The 16,034-nt window shown below is 73.0% G+C and carries 13 protein-coding genes and 1 pseudogene; 3 read left to right on the top strand and 11 right to left on the bottom strand.

Annotated elements, in window-relative coordinates; genetic code table 11:
* Nucleotides 1-18 precede the first annotated feature (18 nt).
* The 3 genes from ectA to cobC form a co-directional block, all read right to left on the bottom strand.
* Nucleotides 19-570, bottom strand: a complete 552-nt coding sequence (ectA, locus tag Athai_RS09510) for a diaminobutyrate acetyltransferase (RefSeq protein ID WP_203961163.1) — start codon at nucleotides 568-570, stop codon at nucleotides 19-21.
* 210 nt (nucleotides 571-780) lie between these two features.
* Nucleotides 781-2,034 carry a uroporphyrinogen-III C-methyltransferase gene (cobA, locus tag Athai_RS09505; protein ID WP_203961162.1) on the bottom strand — a complete coding sequence of 418 codons (1,254 nt, stop codon included), beginning with the start codon at nucleotides 2,032-2,034 and terminating at the stop codon, nucleotides 781-783.
* Entirely contained in the window at nucleotides 2,031-3,155 is a 1,125-nt protein-coding gene (gene cobC / locus Athai_RS09500; protein ID WP_203965436.1) for an Rv2231c family histidinol phosphate aminotransferase CobC, read from the bottom strand. Before cobC ends, cobA begins: the two co-directional genes overlap by 4 nt.
* 560 nt (nucleotides 3,156-3,715) lie before the next feature.
* Between cobC and Athai_RS09495 the strand changes: the two genes are divergently transcribed.
* Complete coding sequence (locus tag Athai_RS09495) at nucleotides 3,716-4,306, top strand: hypothetical protein (RefSeq protein ID WP_203961161.1); 591 nt, start codon at nucleotides 3,716-3,718, stop codon at nucleotides 4,304-4,306.
* Nucleotides 4,307-4,385: 79 nt separating this feature from the next.
* On the opposite strand, the gene Athai_RS09490 is transcribed toward Athai_RS09495, so the two are convergent.
* Nucleotides 4,386-4,979, bottom strand: a complete 594-nt coding sequence (locus tag Athai_RS09490) for a GNAT family N-acetyltransferase (RefSeq protein WP_203961160.1) — start codon at nucleotides 4,977-4,979, stop codon at nucleotides 4,386-4,388.
* Between the two features lie 97 nt (nucleotides 4,980-5,076).
* The gene (locus Athai_RS09485; RefSeq protein WP_203961159.1) at nucleotides 5,077-6,483 is read right to left on the bottom strand and encodes a cobyrinic acid a,c-diamide synthase CobB; all 1,407 of its coding nucleotides are present in this window, start codon (nucleotides 6,481-6,483) and stop codon (nucleotides 5,077-5,079) included.
* A 156-nt stretch (nucleotides 6,484-6,639) separates the two neighbouring features.
* Here Athai_RS09485 and Athai_RS09480 point away from each other — a divergent pair, with 156 nt between their 5' ends.
* Nucleotides 6,640-7,536: an SURF1 family cytochrome oxidase biogenesis protein gene (locus Athai_RS09480; RefSeq protein WP_239156828.1), complete on the top strand. Its 897-nt coding sequence runs from the start codon at nucleotides 6,640-6,642 to the stop codon at nucleotides 7,534-7,536.
* Between the two features lie 34 nt (nucleotides 7,537-7,570).
* Here Athai_RS09480 and Athai_RS09475 read toward each other — a convergent pair whose 3' ends face one another.
* Nucleotides 7,571-9,112 carry an ATP-dependent DNA ligase gene (locus Athai_RS09475; protein ID WP_203961158.1) on the bottom strand — a complete coding sequence of 514 codons (1,542 nt, stop codon included), beginning with the start codon at nucleotides 9,110-9,112 and terminating at the stop codon, nucleotides 7,571-7,573.
* A gap of 308 nt (nucleotides 9,113-9,420) precedes the next feature.
* On the opposite strand from Athai_RS09475, the gene Athai_RS09470 reads away from it, so the two are divergent.
* A complete protein-coding gene (locus Athai_RS09470) occupies nucleotides 9,421-10,236 on the top strand; it encodes a metal-dependent hydrolase (protein ID WP_203965429.1) in 816 nt (271 codons plus the stop codon).
* A gap of 59 nt (nucleotides 10,237-10,295) precedes the next feature.
* On the opposite strand, the gene Athai_RS09465 is transcribed toward Athai_RS09470, so the two are convergent.
* The 5 genes and pseudogenes from Athai_RS09465 to Athai_RS09445 form a co-directional block, all read right to left on the bottom strand.
* A complete protein-coding gene (locus tag Athai_RS09465) occupies nucleotides 10,296-11,054 on the bottom strand; it encodes a site-2 protease family protein (protein WP_239156827.1) in 759 nt (252 codons plus the stop codon).
* The gene (locus tag Athai_RS09460) at nucleotides 11,051-12,412 is read right to left on the bottom strand and encodes a dipeptidase (protein WP_203961157.1); all 1,362 of its coding nucleotides are present in this window, start codon (nucleotides 12,410-12,412) and stop codon (nucleotides 11,051-11,053) included. The genes Athai_RS09465 and Athai_RS09460 overlap by 4 nt, the downstream gene beginning before the upstream one ends.
* A gap of 90 nt (nucleotides 12,413-12,502) precedes the next feature.
* Nucleotides 12,503-13,660 carry a M48 family metallopeptidase gene (locus tag Athai_RS09455; RefSeq protein WP_203961156.1) on the bottom strand — a complete coding sequence of 386 codons (1,158 nt, stop codon included), beginning with the start codon at nucleotides 13,658-13,660 and terminating at the stop codon, nucleotides 12,503-12,505.
* 87 nt (nucleotides 13,661-13,747) lie between these two features.
* Nucleotides 13,748-13,897, bottom strand: a complete 150-nt coding sequence (locus Athai_RS09450; RefSeq protein ID WP_203961155.1) for a hypothetical protein — start codon at nucleotides 13,895-13,897, stop codon at nucleotides 13,748-13,750.
* A gap of 485 nt (nucleotides 13,898-14,382) precedes the next feature.
* A pseudogene (locus Athai_RS09445) lies at nucleotides 14,383-16,029 on the bottom strand (cobyric acid synthase); the annotation flags it as partial.
* Nucleotides 16,030-16,034 lie beyond the last annotated feature (5 nt).

Genomic DNA, 16,034 nt, shown 5'->3' with positions numbered 1-16,034 from the left:
TCGGTTGTTCGGTTGTGGTCAGCGTGGCAGCGGACCGATTCGGAACAGCACCTCCTCGTTGTGCGGGCCACCACTGAAATGCTCTTCGGTAAACAGGGATTGTTTGGTGAGCGAGGCACCGCGAGCGCGGGCGAAGCCCGCGAACAGACGCGCCGAGGGCACGTTGTCTGGTGTCACCGTGGCCTCCAGGAAGACCACGGACTGCGTCCTCGCAACCCGATCGACCAGCGCGTCCAGCGCGCGCACGGCCAATCCACGCCGCCGGTATGTGGCGTCGACCGCCACCTGCCAGACAAACAGCGTGTCCGGCGCGTCGGGGCGCACGTACCCGGTGACGAACGAGGTCACCGAGTCACCGTCACAGCCCACCACCGAGGTGGCCGCGAAATCGCGACACCACAGCAGATAGCTGTATTCGGAGTTGACGTCGAGCGTGCCGGAATCGGCCGCCATCCGCCACAGTCGGGACCCGTCGGCAACCGTCGGGGCCCGAAAGACGACCGAGCCGCCGCGGTCGTCGGTCATCGACTCGACGCTCGCGGTTGGCGAATCCTGCGGTTGCCCGGTCATGGCTGCCGACGATAGCCGGGGGCCCTGACCGCTCAACCGGAAGGGCGCACAGCAGGCCCGGATTCCCAATAGCCACAACAGATCCCGAGAAACTGTGGCATAATTAACAGAAATTAACTTGGCCGAAACTCTGGCCAGCTAACCCACCGCACGAGTAACGTAAGACGGATCCCCTGATCGACGCTGCGCTCCTTCGGTGCGACCCTCGGATCAGCCCGCCGCGATCGCGGCGACCACCGCACCGATCACCACCACCGCCGGCGCGCCGACGCGCTCCCGCTCCGCCGCCGCGGCGATCGTCGACAGCGTCCCGCGCACCGTCCGCTGTTCCGGCGTGCCACCCCGTTCCACCACGGCAGCCAGCGTGTCCGCGGCGCGCCCGAGCTGGATCAGGCGGTCCGCGATCGCGGCCAGGTTCCCCACCGCCATCAGCAAGACCACGGTGCCGCGCAACCGGGCCAGCGCCGGCCAGTCCACCAACGAGTCCGGGTGGTCCGGCGGGACGTGCCCGGAGCACACCACCAGCTCGTGGGTGATCCCACGGTGGGTGACCGGAATGCCGGCCAGCCCGGGTACCGCGATCGCGCTGGACACCCCGGGGACCACGGTCACCGGAACGCCGGCGGCCAGGCAGGCCGCCGCTTCCTCCCCGCCACGCCCGAACACGAACGGATCGCCGCCCTTGAGCCGCACCACGAACCGGCCGGCCAGTGCCCGCTCCACCAGGACCGCGTTGATCGACTCCTGGGCGAGCTGACGGCCGTGCGGGATCTTCGCCGCGTCGATCACCTCGACGTCGCTGCGCAGCCCGTCCAGCAGCAACTGCGGCGCCAGCCGGTCGACCACCACGACATCGGCGCGGGACAACAACCGGCGACCACGTACAGTGATCAGCTCCGGATCGCCCGGCCCGGCACCGACGAGCGCGACGCCGGGAACCGGGCGCGGCGCCGCCGGTACCAGTCGGCCGGCGGGCGCCGTTTCCGGCGCCCGGAACCGGGGCGCGTCGAGGCTGCCGTCGGCCAGTCCGGCGGCGATCGCCTCGCGCAGCCGGACCGACCGGCGCGGGTCACCGCCACCCCAGACCGCGACGGTCAGATCGTCGGCACCGGTGACCGTCGGCGTCCAGGCGGTGGCCGCGGCGGCGTCGTCGGCCCGGACGCAGAACACCCGTACCGACTCGGCCGCGGCGGACACCGTGGCGTTCACGGCGGGGTCGTCGGTGGCCGCCAGTACCAGCCACTGACCGTCCACATCGGACGGTTCGAACTTCCTTTGCTGCCAGGTGATCTCGCCCAGCGTGGCGCGCTCGTCCAGGGCCGGGGTGGCGGCCGGTGCGACGAGCATGACGACCGCGCCGGCGGCGAGCAGCGCGGGTATCCGCCGCTGCGCGACCGCACCGCCACCGACCACCAGCACCGGCCGGCCGGCCAGCCGCAACCCCAGCGGGTACGGCCCGGTCACCGGGCACCGCCGAGCGCCACCAGCGCCGCGACGAACCGGTCGGTCGTGCCCGGGTCCCGGACCGTGACGCGCAGCCAGTCGGCACCCAGCCCGGGGAAGGTGTCGCCGCGCCGCACCGCGTACCCGGCGGTCCGCAACGCGGCGCGCAACCGGTCCGCGCCCGGCCGATGCACCAACACGAAGCGTGACCTCGGTACGCCGACCACGGGCAGTCCCACGGCGGCGAGCCGGCCCACCAGGTACCGCCGGTCGGCATCGAGCTGCTCGGCGATGCGCCGTTCCGCGGCCACCGCGCGGGGCTGCGCCAGAGCCAGGGCGGCGGCCAGCGCCGGCGACGAGACCGGCCACAGCGGCTGCGCGGCGGCGCACCGGGCGACCAGGTCCGGTGCGCCCAGCAGGTACCCGATGCGCAGCCCGGCGAGCCCCCAGGTCTTGGTGAAACTGCGGATCACCACCAGGCCGGGCAGGTCCCGCCGGCCGGCCAGCGACTCCGGTTCACCGGGCACGGTGTCCGCGAACGCCTCGTCCACGACGACGACCCGGCCGGGCCGGCACAGCCCGGCGATCGTGTCCGCCGGGTGCAGCACCGACGTCGGGTTGGTCGGGTTGCCGATCACGACCAGGTCGGCGTCGGCCGGCACCAGCTCGGGCGCCAGCACGAACGGCGGCGGCAGGATCACCCGGTCGACCCGGTGCCCGGCCGCCCGCAGCGCCGCCTCCGGCTCGGTGAACTGCGGATGCACCAGCACCGCCCGGCGCACCGGCAGCGCCCGCGCCAGCAGCACGAACGCCTCCGCGGCACCGGCGGTGAGCAGTGCCTCGGGCGCCGAGCGGCCGTGCCGGGCGGCTACCGCGCCGCGCGCCGGTGCCGGATCGGGGTAGCGCGCGAGGTCGTCGAGCGCGGCCCGGACCGGCTCGGTGAGCCAGCCGGGCCCCGGGTCGTGCCGGACGTTCACCGCAAGATCCACGAGCCCGGGCGCCAGTTCGGTGTCGCCATGATGACTCAGATCGACGTCGCCGGCGGCTAGGCTCCGCACCGGACATCCGGCGGCAGGCCCACCCGATCCCGTGATGGGCGCTTCATCCGATGATGCGGTGACGAAGCCACCACCGTCCGACATACCCGGAGCGTCCGGAGGCATCACCACGATCGCGTCGTCGGTCGCGCCCCCCAGCTCCATAGCCATGACGCCATTCTCACAACCGAACGAACGGCCGAGTGTGTGCGGGTCGGTCTTGTCTTAATGTGCCTCGCTGGGATTTCGTGACCCGCCAACCCGGCATGCCGGTCGAGCGGCGATCGGCGCGGCCGGTCGACGGCCACGAAACACCGCAGTCTCGGCGTACGGGAGGATTCAGCGTTGACGACTCCACAGAGCGGCTCGCCCGACGAACGTCGCAACGCGACGCCGCCGGGCGGTGGTCGGCACCGTTCGGATCTGCCCGTGCAGCCGCCGAACGGACCCACCACGGCCGGCCCGGCCCCGAACGGGTTCGCCGCACCGCCGCCCAGCTCACCGGGCCCGTACGGGTCGCCCGGTCCGTACGGACCGCCCGCCACCGGCAGCTATCCGCCGCCGGCCGGCGCCCGGCCGTACCTGCCGTCGGCGCGCCCCGCGCCCCGAGCGAGCCGGTCGCACCGCCGGACTCGGCGGCCGGGCGGTACCGGTCGCTGAAGGACATGTCGGCCCAGCAGCCCGAGACGCCACGGCGCACGGCACCGCGCCAGACCGGCATGCCGGAGTCGCTGCAACACCTCACCACCGGTACCGAGCAACCGAAACAGAAGTGGACCCGGCGCCGGTGGACGATCCTCGGCAGCGTCGCCGGCGCCGTGGTGCTGGTGCTGGTCGTCGGCGGCTACTTCGGCTACCGGGCGCTGGCCCCCTACTACGGGCTGGGCTACGTCAGCGGGCGCTCCACCACGGTCGCCGGCGTCACGCTGACCACCACGCAGGTCAAGTGCGGGCTGTCCACGCCGCCGTTCGGGGAGCGCGGCACCCCGCACGGCGCGTACTGCGCGATCGTCGTCTCGGTCCACAACGGCGGCAAGCAGACCGCGGTGATCAACCTGCGTACCTGGACCGCCGACCTGGACGTCGGGCTGGACCACGTCGAGCCGGTCACCGAGTGGCTGGCGTTCCGCAACGAGATCGTCGAGACGGGGCAGAAGGCCAGCTACCAGCTCGCGTACGACATCCCCACCGGGGCCCGGCTGGAACGGCTGCACCTGGTCATCGGGGATCAGAGCGGCACCATCGCCACCACCTGAACCGGTACCCGCGCCGCCCCGTACCGGCCGGGGTGGCGCGGCCGGGCGATGCATCGGGGCGGACGACGAGGTTACCGAGTCAGCCGGCGGCGTGCGGTTCGCCGCGCAGATCTGCCGGCACCAGCGACCAGACGCTCAGATCGACCCGGCCCGACTCGACCACCCCGGCGTTGCGCAGCAGTCCCTCGTAGACGAAGCCGGCCTTCTCCGCCACCCGCCGGGAGGCCACGTTGCCGGCCGCGACGCGCACCTCGACCCGCTGGAACCGGTGCTCCAGGATCAGGTCGACGGCGAGCGCGTCGGCGGCCTCCGCGGTGTAGCCGAATCCGCGCGCGTCGGGCGCCACCGCGTACGAGATCTCGGTGCTGCGGGTGCCCCAGTCGGTGCGCTTGGTCCACAGCAGGCCGACCAGCCGGTCGTCGTCGCGCTGCACGATGCCGTAGTGGTCGCCGTCGCCGCGGGTACGCCGCTCGGCAGCCATCCAGGTGCACCACATCTTCGCGTCGGCATCCGTGTACGGCGAGGGGAGCGCCATCCACCGCCGGGTCTGCCGATCGGCGAACACGGCGGTCACCTCGGCCGTGTCCGCACCGGTCAGCGGTCGCACCAGCAGCCGAGGCGTCACCACCGTCAGCTCCGGGAAGCGGGCAGCCGAAACTGTCTGCGCGGTCATCTGCCCTGCCTCTGTCATACCGCCCCCGCGGGACCAAAGCACGTCAACAGTACTCACCTGCCGTGCGCGGAACAAAGCCACCGGCACGGCACGAAAGTCAGCCGATGGCCGCGACGAACCGCGCGGCCATCTCGGGATGGCCGGCCCAGTGTACGGTCAGGAACGAGGCGTGCACCTTGCGCCAGATGAAGCCCTCCGGCCGACCGCCGTTCCACTGCCAGGCGGCGTTGTCCCCGGCTCGCGGCGTCACCGTGGCGCGGTGGTGTTTGTGCCCGACCACCCGCGCACCGACCTTCACCACCGAACTCGACGCCCGCGCCACCGCATCCCGGTAGCCCAGCACCAACAGGTTCGTGGTCTGTGCGGACGCATCGAACATGCCGCACATCTCGCGGCCGTCGTGCTCCTTGACCAACCAGAGCAGACCGGCGTTCTCGGCGTAGATCGGGCCGTCCTCCCGCGCCAACGCGACCACGTCGTCGCGCAACCGCCGGTTCGCGGACAGCTCGTCGGCGAACGCCTCCGGGAATCCACCACCGAACACCAGGCCACGGGTACCCGCGGGCAGCCGCTCGTCGCGCACCGGGTCGAACGGCACCACCTCGGCGCCCGCGGCGGCCAGCAACTCCCCGGTCTCCGGGTAGGCGAAGCTGAACGGATCCGAGCCGGCCACCGCGACGATCGGCCGTTCACCGGCGGCCGGCAGCCGCTCGGTGGCGTAGCCCACCGCGGCCGGCGAGACCGGCGCCGCCGACTCGGCCGCGGCGCCCAGCGCCGACTCCGGCCCCCAGGCATCCACCGACAGCGGCGGCGCCGACCGGGCCAGCGCGAGCAGCCGCTCCAGATCGAGCCGGGCCAGCATCCGCTCCCCCAGCCGGCGCACCGCGCGCACCGCGTCGACCGCGCCGTCCACCACCGGCACCATCCCGTACGTCCGGGGCGGCAACTGGCTGAAATCGTGCCGGCGCAGCACCCCCAGCACCGGGACGCCGATCTCGCCGAGCGCGGAACGCAGGATCTCCTCGTGCCGGTCGGAGGAGACCCGGGTCAGGATCACCCCGCCGAGCCACAACTGGTCGTCGTACGCCCGGAAGCCGTGCACCAGCGCGGCCGCCGACTGCCCCATCGCCGCGGCGTCCACCACCAGCACCACCGGCGCCCGCAGCATGCCCGCCACCTGGGCGGTGTTCTCCTCCCCGGCCCGCCCGGACAACCCGTCGTAGAGGCCCATGGTGCCCTCCACGATGGCCACGTCGGCGTCCCGGGCGCCGTGCAGGAACAGGCCGGGCAGCAGGTCGCCGCCGACCATCCGTGGATCCAGGTTGCGGCCGACCCGACCCGCCGCCAGACCGAGATAACCGGAATCGACATGATCCGGGCCGATCTTGAACCCGGCCATGGTCAGACCGCGTGCCGCCAGCGCGGCGATCAGGCCGACGGAGACGGCGGTCTTGCCGTGCCCGGACGAGGGCGCGGTGATCACAAGGCGGGGAACGGCGGGCATCGGAGCACTCCTCGGTGAGGAAAGGGCAATGATCCACCGACAGTCTGCGCAACGCATGCAAGCCACTCCCCAGCGCCCCCGGCGCCGCCGCCCCGCGCAGGTCGGTAGCGTTGACCCGTGCCCGAGACCGGCCCGCCGACGCCCCACGCTCTGAGCGTGCTCCGCACGCCCCGCTGGGTGCTGTTCGGGCTGCTCGCGGTCGCGCTCGCGGTGGTCATGGTCTTCCTCGGCGTCTGGCAGCTGCACCGCTACCAGCTGCGCAGCAGCATCAACGACCGGATCGACCGGCACGCCGCCGCGGCACCGGTCGCCGGGACCGACCGGATCCTGCCAGCCGGGCGCAGCCCGTCGGACGCCGACGAGTACCTGCGCGTCCGGCTCACCGGCCGGTACGACCCGGCCCACCAGATGCTCGCCCGGGTCCGCACCGTCAACGGCAACGTCGGATACGAGATCCTCACCCCGCTCCGGCGCTCCGACGGCACCGCCGTGCTGATCGACCGCGGCTGGCTGCCGCCGGCCGACCCGGACGGCGCAGCCGATCCGGTGGTGCCGACCGCGCCGAGCGGCCAGGTCACCGTGATCGGCCAGGTACGGCTGCCGGAGAGCGGTGGCAGCGGCCCGACCCGACGCAACGGGCACGTGGAGGTGCGCCGGATCGACCCGCGGCTGCTCGCCTCCGCGGTGCCCTACCCGATCGCCGGCGGCTACGTGACCGCCACCGCGCAGACCCCGGCACTGTCCGACCGGTTCGTCCAGATACCGATCGACCACCAGAACGCCGCCATGAACCTGTCCTACATCCTGCAGTGGTGGTTGTTCTCCGGCATGGCGCTGGTCGGTTTCGGGCTGCTGATCCGCTGGGAGGCGCGCAAACGGGCCGGGCTGTCGGCACCCGGCGACGGGCGGCGCGGTGCACGGTCGGCGGGGTCGTCGCCGGGGCGCGGTTCGCGGCTGCCCGAGGACGACGAGAACGACGCCGACTCTCCGGCACGCACGGCGGTGCCCGACCGGTCGTCCCGGTTGCCCGAGGACCATCCCGGCACCCGTTGATCAGGGTCACCGCCGAGCCAGCGGCGCCGGGCGGTCAGCCGGCCGGCTCACCGCCCGCGGCTCGCCAGATCTCCCGGACCGTGTCGATGGTGTCCGCCTCGGCCGCCGACTTGTCCTCTCGGTAGCGCAGCACCCGGGCAAACCGCAGCGCCAGCCCGGCCGGATAGCGCGGGCTGGTCTGCACCCCGTCGAACGCGATCTCGACGACCAGCTCCGGCCGGACCCGGACGAGGTAGCGCCCGGACTCGGTGGCGAGTTCACGCAGCCGCTCGGTCTGCCATGCCAGCATCGCGTCGGTCAGCCCCTTGAACGTCTTGCCGAGCATCACGAATCCGTCCGGCCCGGCCGCGCCGAGATGCAGGTTGGACAGCAGACCACGGCGGCGGCCGTGCCCCCACTCGGCGGCCAGCACGACCAGGTCCAGGGTGTGCCGGGGCTTCACCTTCAACCAGCCGCCGCCGCGCCGCCCCGCCTCGTACGGCGCGGCGAGCGACTTGATCACCACGCCCTCCTGTCCGGCGGCGACGGCGTCGGCGAACCGCTGCTGCGCCTCGGCCGGCGATCCGGTGGTGCGGCGACCGACCCGAGCCGCGTCGGGCACGATCCGGGCAAGCTCGGCGAACCGAACCGACGCCGGCTCGTCGAGCAGGTCGGCCCCGTGGGCGTGCAACACGTCGAAGAAGAACGGGTGCAGCGGAAGCTCCGCCGGGTCGGGTGCCCGCCGCCCGACCCGGGCCGCGGTCACCTGGAACGGTCGCGGCCGGCCAGCCGCGGTCAGCGCCAGTGCCTCACCGTCGAGCACCAGGCTGCGCGCCGGCATCGCGCGGGCCGCCTCGACCAGCTCGGGCACCCGATCGGTGATGTCGTCCAGGCTGCGGGTGAACACCGCGACGTCGCTGCCGTCCCGATGCACCTGCACGCGCACCCCGTCCAGCTTGTCGTCGATCGACACCGGCGTCTCGTCCGGCGCCAGCCGGCGCATCGCCTCGGCCACGTCCGGTGCCGGCTGAGCCAGCATCGGAGCGAGCGGCCGGCCCACCGCCAGCCCGAACTCGGCGAGTGCCGGCTCGCCGCCGGACAGCGCGGCGGCGGCCACCGCACGCAGGTCACCGGAGCGCAGCAACGCTCGGCGGACGGCAGCCGCATCGACTTCGGCGGCGCGGGCCACCGCCTCGGCCAGCACGCCCGCCAGCGCGCCCTGCCGGACCTCGCCGGCGACCAGGCCGGACAGCAACCGCTGCTCGTCGGCGGTGGCGGCGCCGAACAGCTCACGAAGCAGGTGCCGCCGCCGGGCGGTGGCGCCGGCCCCGCGCTGGCCGGCGATCTCGGCGAGCGCGGTGTCGACCGCGACGACCGTCAACGTCGACTCCTCGACCGGTGCGGGCAACTCGCGCAACCCGGCCCAGCCGACGCCGAGCTGGCGCTGGCGCAGCTCCCCGGACAGGTACGCGACGCCGGCCGGCACCTCCGCCGGCGCCAGCCGGCGCAGCGCATCGGCGAGCAACTCCACCTTGGCCAGCCGGGACCGGGTCGCCGCCACCGCGGCGGACGTCGCCGCCACCTCCGCGAACAACATCAACCCATCCTGCCCGGCCGGTACGACACTCTCGCCGCGATCGGGTGCCACCGCACCCTCGCCACGATCGGCTGCTACCGCGACGGCCGGACCGTCCAGATCGGACCGTCCTGATCGGAGGCCCGGCCGGGACCGGACGCCGGGAACGTCGTACCCATCTGGCACAGTGGGCGCGGCCGTGCCGATCGGTGCGTTCCGGTGCCGCACCGGCCCGTCGGTACGAGCGGCGACCGCATCGTGCCATTCGGTGCATCGACGCCACCGTCCTCAGGTGGCGCAGCGAGTTTCTGGGGAGGATGCCGACGATGGTGATGGGGCCGACACACGCGATGTCCGGCGCCGCGGCCTGGTTGGCCGGCTGCTGGGTCGCCGGGCACTGGTGGGACTACCACCCCGGCCCGGTGCAGCTCGGTGTCGGCGCCGCGGTGTGCGCCGGCGCGGCCCTGCTGCCCGACCTCGATCTGTCCGGCCGGGTCACCGCGAACAAGGGCGGCGCGACCGTCGCGCACACCTTCGGTGTCGTGTCGCTGTTCCTCGCCGAGTGCGTCGAGAAGATCTCGCTCGGGGTGTACAAGCTGACCCGGATGCGCCGCGATCCGCGACGCCACAACGGCCACCGCACGCTGACCCACACCTGGCTGTTCAACGTCGGGCTCGGCTTCGGCGTCGGCGCACTGTGCGCCAGGTTCGGCAAGTGGGCGGTGATCGGCGTGCTGTTCTTCATGTTCGCGCTGGCCATCCGCGGGTTGCTGCACACCTGGGCGAAGAAGCGTGGCTGGCTGATCACCACGCTGTGTGCGCTGGCCGCCGCCTTCGGTGCATACTCGCTGCTGCCCACCGGCCGCGGCTATCCGATGATCGGCGCGGCCATCGCCGCCGGCGGCATCGTGCACACGTTCGGCGACATGATCACCAAGCAGGGTTGCCCGGTGATCTGGCCACTGCCGACCGGGCGACGCACCTGGCGTGAGTTCGGCGTGCCCGACGCGGTCGCGGTCAAGGTCGGCGGCGGCGTCGAGCGAAGGCTGCTACTGCCGGTGTTCGTGCTGGTCGCGGTCGTCGCCGGGGTCGCGGTCCTCTCCCCGGGCTTCTTCCATCACCTGGCCGACTCCGCGCTCGGCTGAGCCGGCCGCTGCCGGTGTGCGGAAGCCCGGTGCCGGCCCGCACCGGGCTTCCGGGACGCTCAGGTCCAGAAGCGGAACAGCTGGTCGCCGGTCGCCACCGCGCCGAGCGGAATCCCGACCAGGTCGGCGAGGAAGAACACCAGCCGGAAGAACAGCGCGTTGACCCGCGGCTCCCACAGCAACGCGAAGATCAGCAGCATGCCGTACGGAGCGATCATCGCCGCACCGCGCCGCCAGTGCGGCGGCAGCCACGGTTCGAGGATCCCGTAGCCGTCCAGGCCGGGCATCGGGACCAGGTTCAGCACGCTCGCGGTGACCTGCAGGAAACCGAGGAACGCCAGTGCCGACCAGAAATCCACGTGCGTCGAGTTCGCCGCACCGAGCCAGAACGGAACCGCCAGCGCCACGGCCAGCACCACGTTGAACGCCGGGCCCGCGCCCGAGACGAGGCTGTGCCGCGCCCGACCACCGATTCGGGCGCGATCCACCCAGACCGCACCACCGGGCATGCCGAAACCGCCCAGCAGGACGAACACCAGCGGCAGCACGAACGACAACAGCACGTTGGAGTACTTCAGCGGGTTGAGCGTCAGGTAGCCACGCTCCACCACGCCACCGTCGCCGAAGCGGTAGGCGAGGAACGCGTGACCGAACTCGTGCAGGCACAGCGAGACCAACCAGCCCGAGCCGACCAGGACGAACGCGTCGACCCGGACGTTGCCCAGACCCGTCCAGGTCGCGGCGGCGGACAGCACCAGCAGCGCCACCAGCCCGAGAAAGATCCAGGACGGGCGGCGCTGCCGGTCGGCGGGTCTCACCGACCCGATGCCCGGGCCAGCTTGGCCAGCAGCAGCGCCTCGGCCACGCAGGCCCGCCGCCACTCGCCGAGGTGCAGGCTCTCGTTGGCCCCGTGCGCCCGCGAGTCCGGATCCTCGACCCCGGTCACCAGGATCGCCGCCGACGGGAAGGCGTCGGCGAACTCCGCCACGAACGGGATCGAACCGCCGATACCCATGTCCACCGGCGCCGCACCGTCCCACGCGGTCCGGAAGGCGTCCCGGGCCGCGTCGAACACCGGGCCCGTCGCGTCGATCTGGTACGGCGCGCCCAGCTCACCGCGCGTCACCGTCACCGAAGCACCCCATTCGACGTGCGTCCGCAGGTGTTCGACCAGCGCGGCCATCGCCGCCTCCGGGTCCTGGCCGGGCGCGAGCCGCAGGCTCACCTTGGCGCGCGCGGACGCAACCAGCGTGTTGGACGCGTTCTGCACCGACGGGCAGTCGATACCGATCACGGTGATGGCCGGCTTGTTCCAGTTGCGCTCGGTGATCGAGCCGGTGCCGACCAGCTGCACGCCGTCGAGCACGCTGGACTCCTCACGGAGCCGCTTCTCCGGCATCTCCACGCCGGTCGGGCCGGCCTCGTGCAGGCCGGGGACCGCGACGTTGCCTGCCTCGTCGTGCAAGGTGGCGAGCACCCGACACAGGGTGGTGAGCGCGTCGGGCACGACCCCGCCGTACATCCCGGAGTGCACCGCGTGCTCCAGCGTCCGCACCTCGACGTAGCAGTCGGCCAGGCCACGCAGCGAGGTGGTCAGCGCCGGCGTGCCGACGTCCCAGTTGCCGGAGTCGGCGAGGACCAGCACGTCGGCGGTGAGCAGCTCCGCGTACTCGTGCAGGAATCGCTCCAGCGTCGGCGAGCCACACTCCTCCTCGCCCTCGATGAACAGGGTGACGCCGACCGGCGGCCGGCCGTCGAAGGCGCGGATGGCGGCCAGATGCGCGGTCACCCCGGCCTTGTCGTCCGCGGCGCCGCGTCCGTAGAGCCGCTCCCCCTGCTGGGTCGGCTCGAACGCGGCGGTGTTCCAGCCGCTCTCGTCGCCGACCGGCTGCACGTCATGATGCGCGTAGAGCAGCACCGTGGGGGCGCCCGCCGGCGCCGGGATGCGGCCGACGACCGCCGGCTGGCCGCCCTCGACGCTCAGGATCTGGACGTCGGGCACACCGGCGGCGCGGCAGAGGTCGGCGACCATCTCCGCCGAACGCTGAACGTGCCCGTGGTCGAAGCCCGGGAACGCGACGCTCGGCACCGTGACCAGCCGTTCCAGGTCGGCGCGCACTTCCGGCAGGACCCGGTCGACCGCTGCGGTGACGTCCGCATCGCTGGGTGCACTCACGCGGCACCTCCCCGATCGGGTCGCGGCGAGGAGGACAACGGCGCAGGTCGGGGTGGGGTCATCGTCATGGTCCGGATCGTATGCACCCGGTCAGCGATCGTCTCCCCCCGGGTCCTCGCCGCGACGGGCGTCGCCGGACACCCAGGCACGCAGCTTGTCCGCACCCGCCTTGGCCCACTCACCCGCGACGTTCGCCCCGTCGCCGAACCGGCGCAGCAGGCCAGCCAGCGGGTCCTGGGACCGGGCGAAGGCGTCCTGGTAGGACTTGGCCGCCGCCTTGACCTCCTCGCTGACCGAGGCGTCCGCATCGTCCTCACGCAGCGGGTAGTCGCCGGACAGCACCCGCCGGTACTCCCCGGTCTCCACCCAGCGGCGCAGTTCGGCGGCGCGCGCGACCGGCATCGGATGCGTCGACGCCTCCAGCAGCATCAGCTTGACCAGGCTGTCGCGCAGGTCGCCGTTGGCCCGGTCGTACTCGTTCGCCTGGGCCAGGAACGCCGCGGTGTCGATGTCGGACAGGTCGCCGCCGCCGGCGAACTTCATGTGCACCCGCAGTGCGGCCGCCGGATCCTGCCCGGCGAGCAGGCCGGCCCGGTCGGACGACAGCTCGGCCTTGCGGTACCACTCCATCAACGCAGCGACGATGCCGCGCAGGGCGAGCGCACCGAGCGGGATCCAGTTCAGCCCGCGCATCAGCTCCAGCAGCCACACCAGCAGTGTGTGGTAAACGGCGTGCCCGGAGCGGATGTGGCCGAGTTCGTGCCCGAGCACGAAACGCAACTCGTCGTCGTCCATCATCTGCACGGTGGCGCTGTTGACCACGATGAACGGCTTGTCCATGCCGAACGCGCCGGCGTTGGCGAACGGGGTCTGCGAGACGTACAGCTCCGGCAGGTCGGCCGGTTCACCGGCGTCGAGCGCCGCCGCGGCCTCCAGGTAGACGGCGTGCACCCGCGAGTACTGCCAGCCGTTGGCCCGGATCGACGAGCCGAGATACTTCATCCGGAAGTAGCGCTCGTTGAACAACCCGAAGAACTTGCGCAGAACGTCGTCGAACCCGCGAAGCTCGCGCAACGCGACCAGGGCGCCACGATCGGCCGGATGCTCCCACGCTCGCGAGCTGATCCCGGTCAGGGTGACCCGACGGCGCGCCGGCTGCCGGGCGCCGGCGTCATCCCGGCCCGGGCTGCCGCCCGCACCATCCTGACCGCTGCCGCCGCGCGATCCGTTGCCGGTCGAGTCGGTCATCGTGCCCTCCCGCGATGTCGTTCGTGTGCTGTCAACGCTAGGCCGTCCCGGCCACTGCCGGCTGCCTTCCGCACCCGCAAGATGCCCCTACGGGAAACCCTGGCACGTCTCGGCACCGGGAACTATCCGGACAAAGTGTGTTTCCGGCCGATGATCGATCGCCGGAGCACCATCCACCACCACCTCGACCCGCTCGACCGTGCGATCGGCCGCGAAGTGCTGGTCCTCGTCGGTCATCCACCTGGTCCAGTCGGGCACGACCCCGGCACCGTCCCGGCGCACCCCCGGTCGAACCGGAGCTGGCGGTCGGTCTGCACATAGCACGAACGGGTCAGCAGCGGCCGGGCCGCTGCCCGGGCGGTGGTGACGCCGTCGAGCACCAGCACGTCCGGCCGGCCGATCTGCTCGAACCGGTCCGGGAACGCACCGCGGTGCCAGTCGTAGCGCCGGAACCGCGCCGGCTCACCCCGGCGCAGCGGACAGAGCACCCATTCCTCCAGGCGGGGCCAGAACGACACGATGTCCAACCAGCCCTGCAGCAGGTCGTCGGTGTGCAGCAGGAACACCCGGGCACCGGTGGCGGCCAGCGCGTCGGTGAGCCGGGCCGCGAACGTGCTCTTGCCGGAGCCCGCGCGCCCATCGACCGCCACCAACCGGACCGGGCCGCAGCGGGCCGGTGCGGCCCGGATGCCGGCGGCGAGCCGCTCGAACGAGACGACCTCGCGGCCACCGGTCACGACCGGTTCGGCCGGCCGGGCCGGCGGCGCGCCGGTGGCCGAGATGGCCCGGTCGGTACCGGAGACCACCGCGAGCACCCGACCCGGACGCGCCGATGGGATCGGGGGCGGGCCGGGCGGCACGAAGGGCAGGCCGGCCGGTGCACCGCCCCCGATCAGCCGGTCGAGTGCCGTGCCGTCGAGATGCTTCTCGACCAGGTCGCCGAGGCGATCGAGGGACGCCTCGCGCAGTGCGGGGACGTCGGTGTCGGGGGCGAGCCGGAAACCGTCCCGGCCGGCCAGCCGTGCCACCTCGGCCAGGAACGCCCGGCGGAACTCGTTGCCGTCGAAGGCACCGTGCCAGTGGGTGCCGAACACCGCGCCGGAGCGGCAGCCTTCCGGAGCGCCGGCCGCGTCCGTGATCAACGGGGTGACGTGCGCGTCGTAGCCCACCTCGGCGCGGCCGTGATGGATCTCGTAGCCGCGCACCGGTGCGGCGAGTGCGGTGCCGGCGACCCGGCCCAGCTTCTTGTCGGCGACGAACCGCACGTGCACCGGCAGCAACCCGAGCCCGTCGACCTGCCCGCGGCCGCTCTCCACCGGATCGTCGATCAGCGCGCCGAGCATCTGGTAGCCGCCGCACAGCCCGAGCACCGGCCGCCCGGCCGCGGCATGTGCCCGGATCGGCGCGTCGAGCCCGCGCTCGCGCAGCCACTCCAGGTCGGCCACGGTGGCCTTGCTGCCGGGCAGCACGATCAGGTCGGCGTCGGCCAGCTCGCCGGTCGTGGCGGTCAGCCGGACCGAGACGCCCGGTTCAGCGGCGAGCGCCTCCAGATCGGTGGCATTGGAGATGCGAGGCAGCCGCACCACGGCGATCCGCAGCCATTGTTCCCCGCGGGCCGGACCCGGTCGGCCCAGCAGCCGGCCGTCGGAGTACGACAGGGAGTCCTCGGTGTCCCACCACAGGTCCGGCTCGTACGGCAGCACGCCCAGGGTGGGCCGGCCGGTCAGTTCGGTGAGCATGCTCAGGCCGGGCGCGAGCAGTTCGGCGTCGCCGCGGAACTTGTTGACCACGAAGCCCGCGACCAGCCGCTGGTCGGCCGGCTCCAGCAACGCAAGCGTGCCGAACATGGAGGCGAAGACGCCGCCCCGGTCGATGTCGCCGACCACGATCGTGGGCAGGCCGGCGCTGCGGGCCAACCCCATGTTGGCCAGGTCACCGGACCGTAGGTTGATCTCGGCGGGGCTGCCCGCCCCCTCACAGATCACCACGTCGTACTCGGCGCGCAGCTGGTCGAGGGTGCCCGCCACGATCCGGCCGAGTTCGGCGCGCAGCGCGCCGCCCTGCCCGGCGGAGACCTCGCCCCGGGCCCTGCCCAGCACGACGAGCTGGCTGTGACGGTCCGACCCCGGCTTGAGCAGCACCGGGTTGAACCGCACGCTCGGCTCCAGGCCGCTCGCAGCAGCCTGCCACGCCTGCGCCCGGCCGATCTCGCCACCATCCAGCGTGACCGCGGAGTTGTTCGACATGTTCTGCGCCTTGAACGGCGCGACCCGCACTCCGCGGCGACGCAGGTACCGGCACAGCCCGGCGACGAGGGTGCTCTTGCCGGCGTCGGAAGTGGTTCCGGCGACCAGCAGGGCTCCGCGCAGCTCGG

The organism is Actinocatenispora thailandica (genome assembly GCF_016865425.1).
Classification (GTDB): Bacteria; Actinomycetota; Actinomycetes; order Mycobacteriales; family Micromonosporaceae; genus Actinocatenispora; species Actinocatenispora thailandica.
The sequence above is the reverse complement of the archived record's forward strand: the minus strand, read 5'-3'. Positions and strand labels throughout refer to the sequence as shown.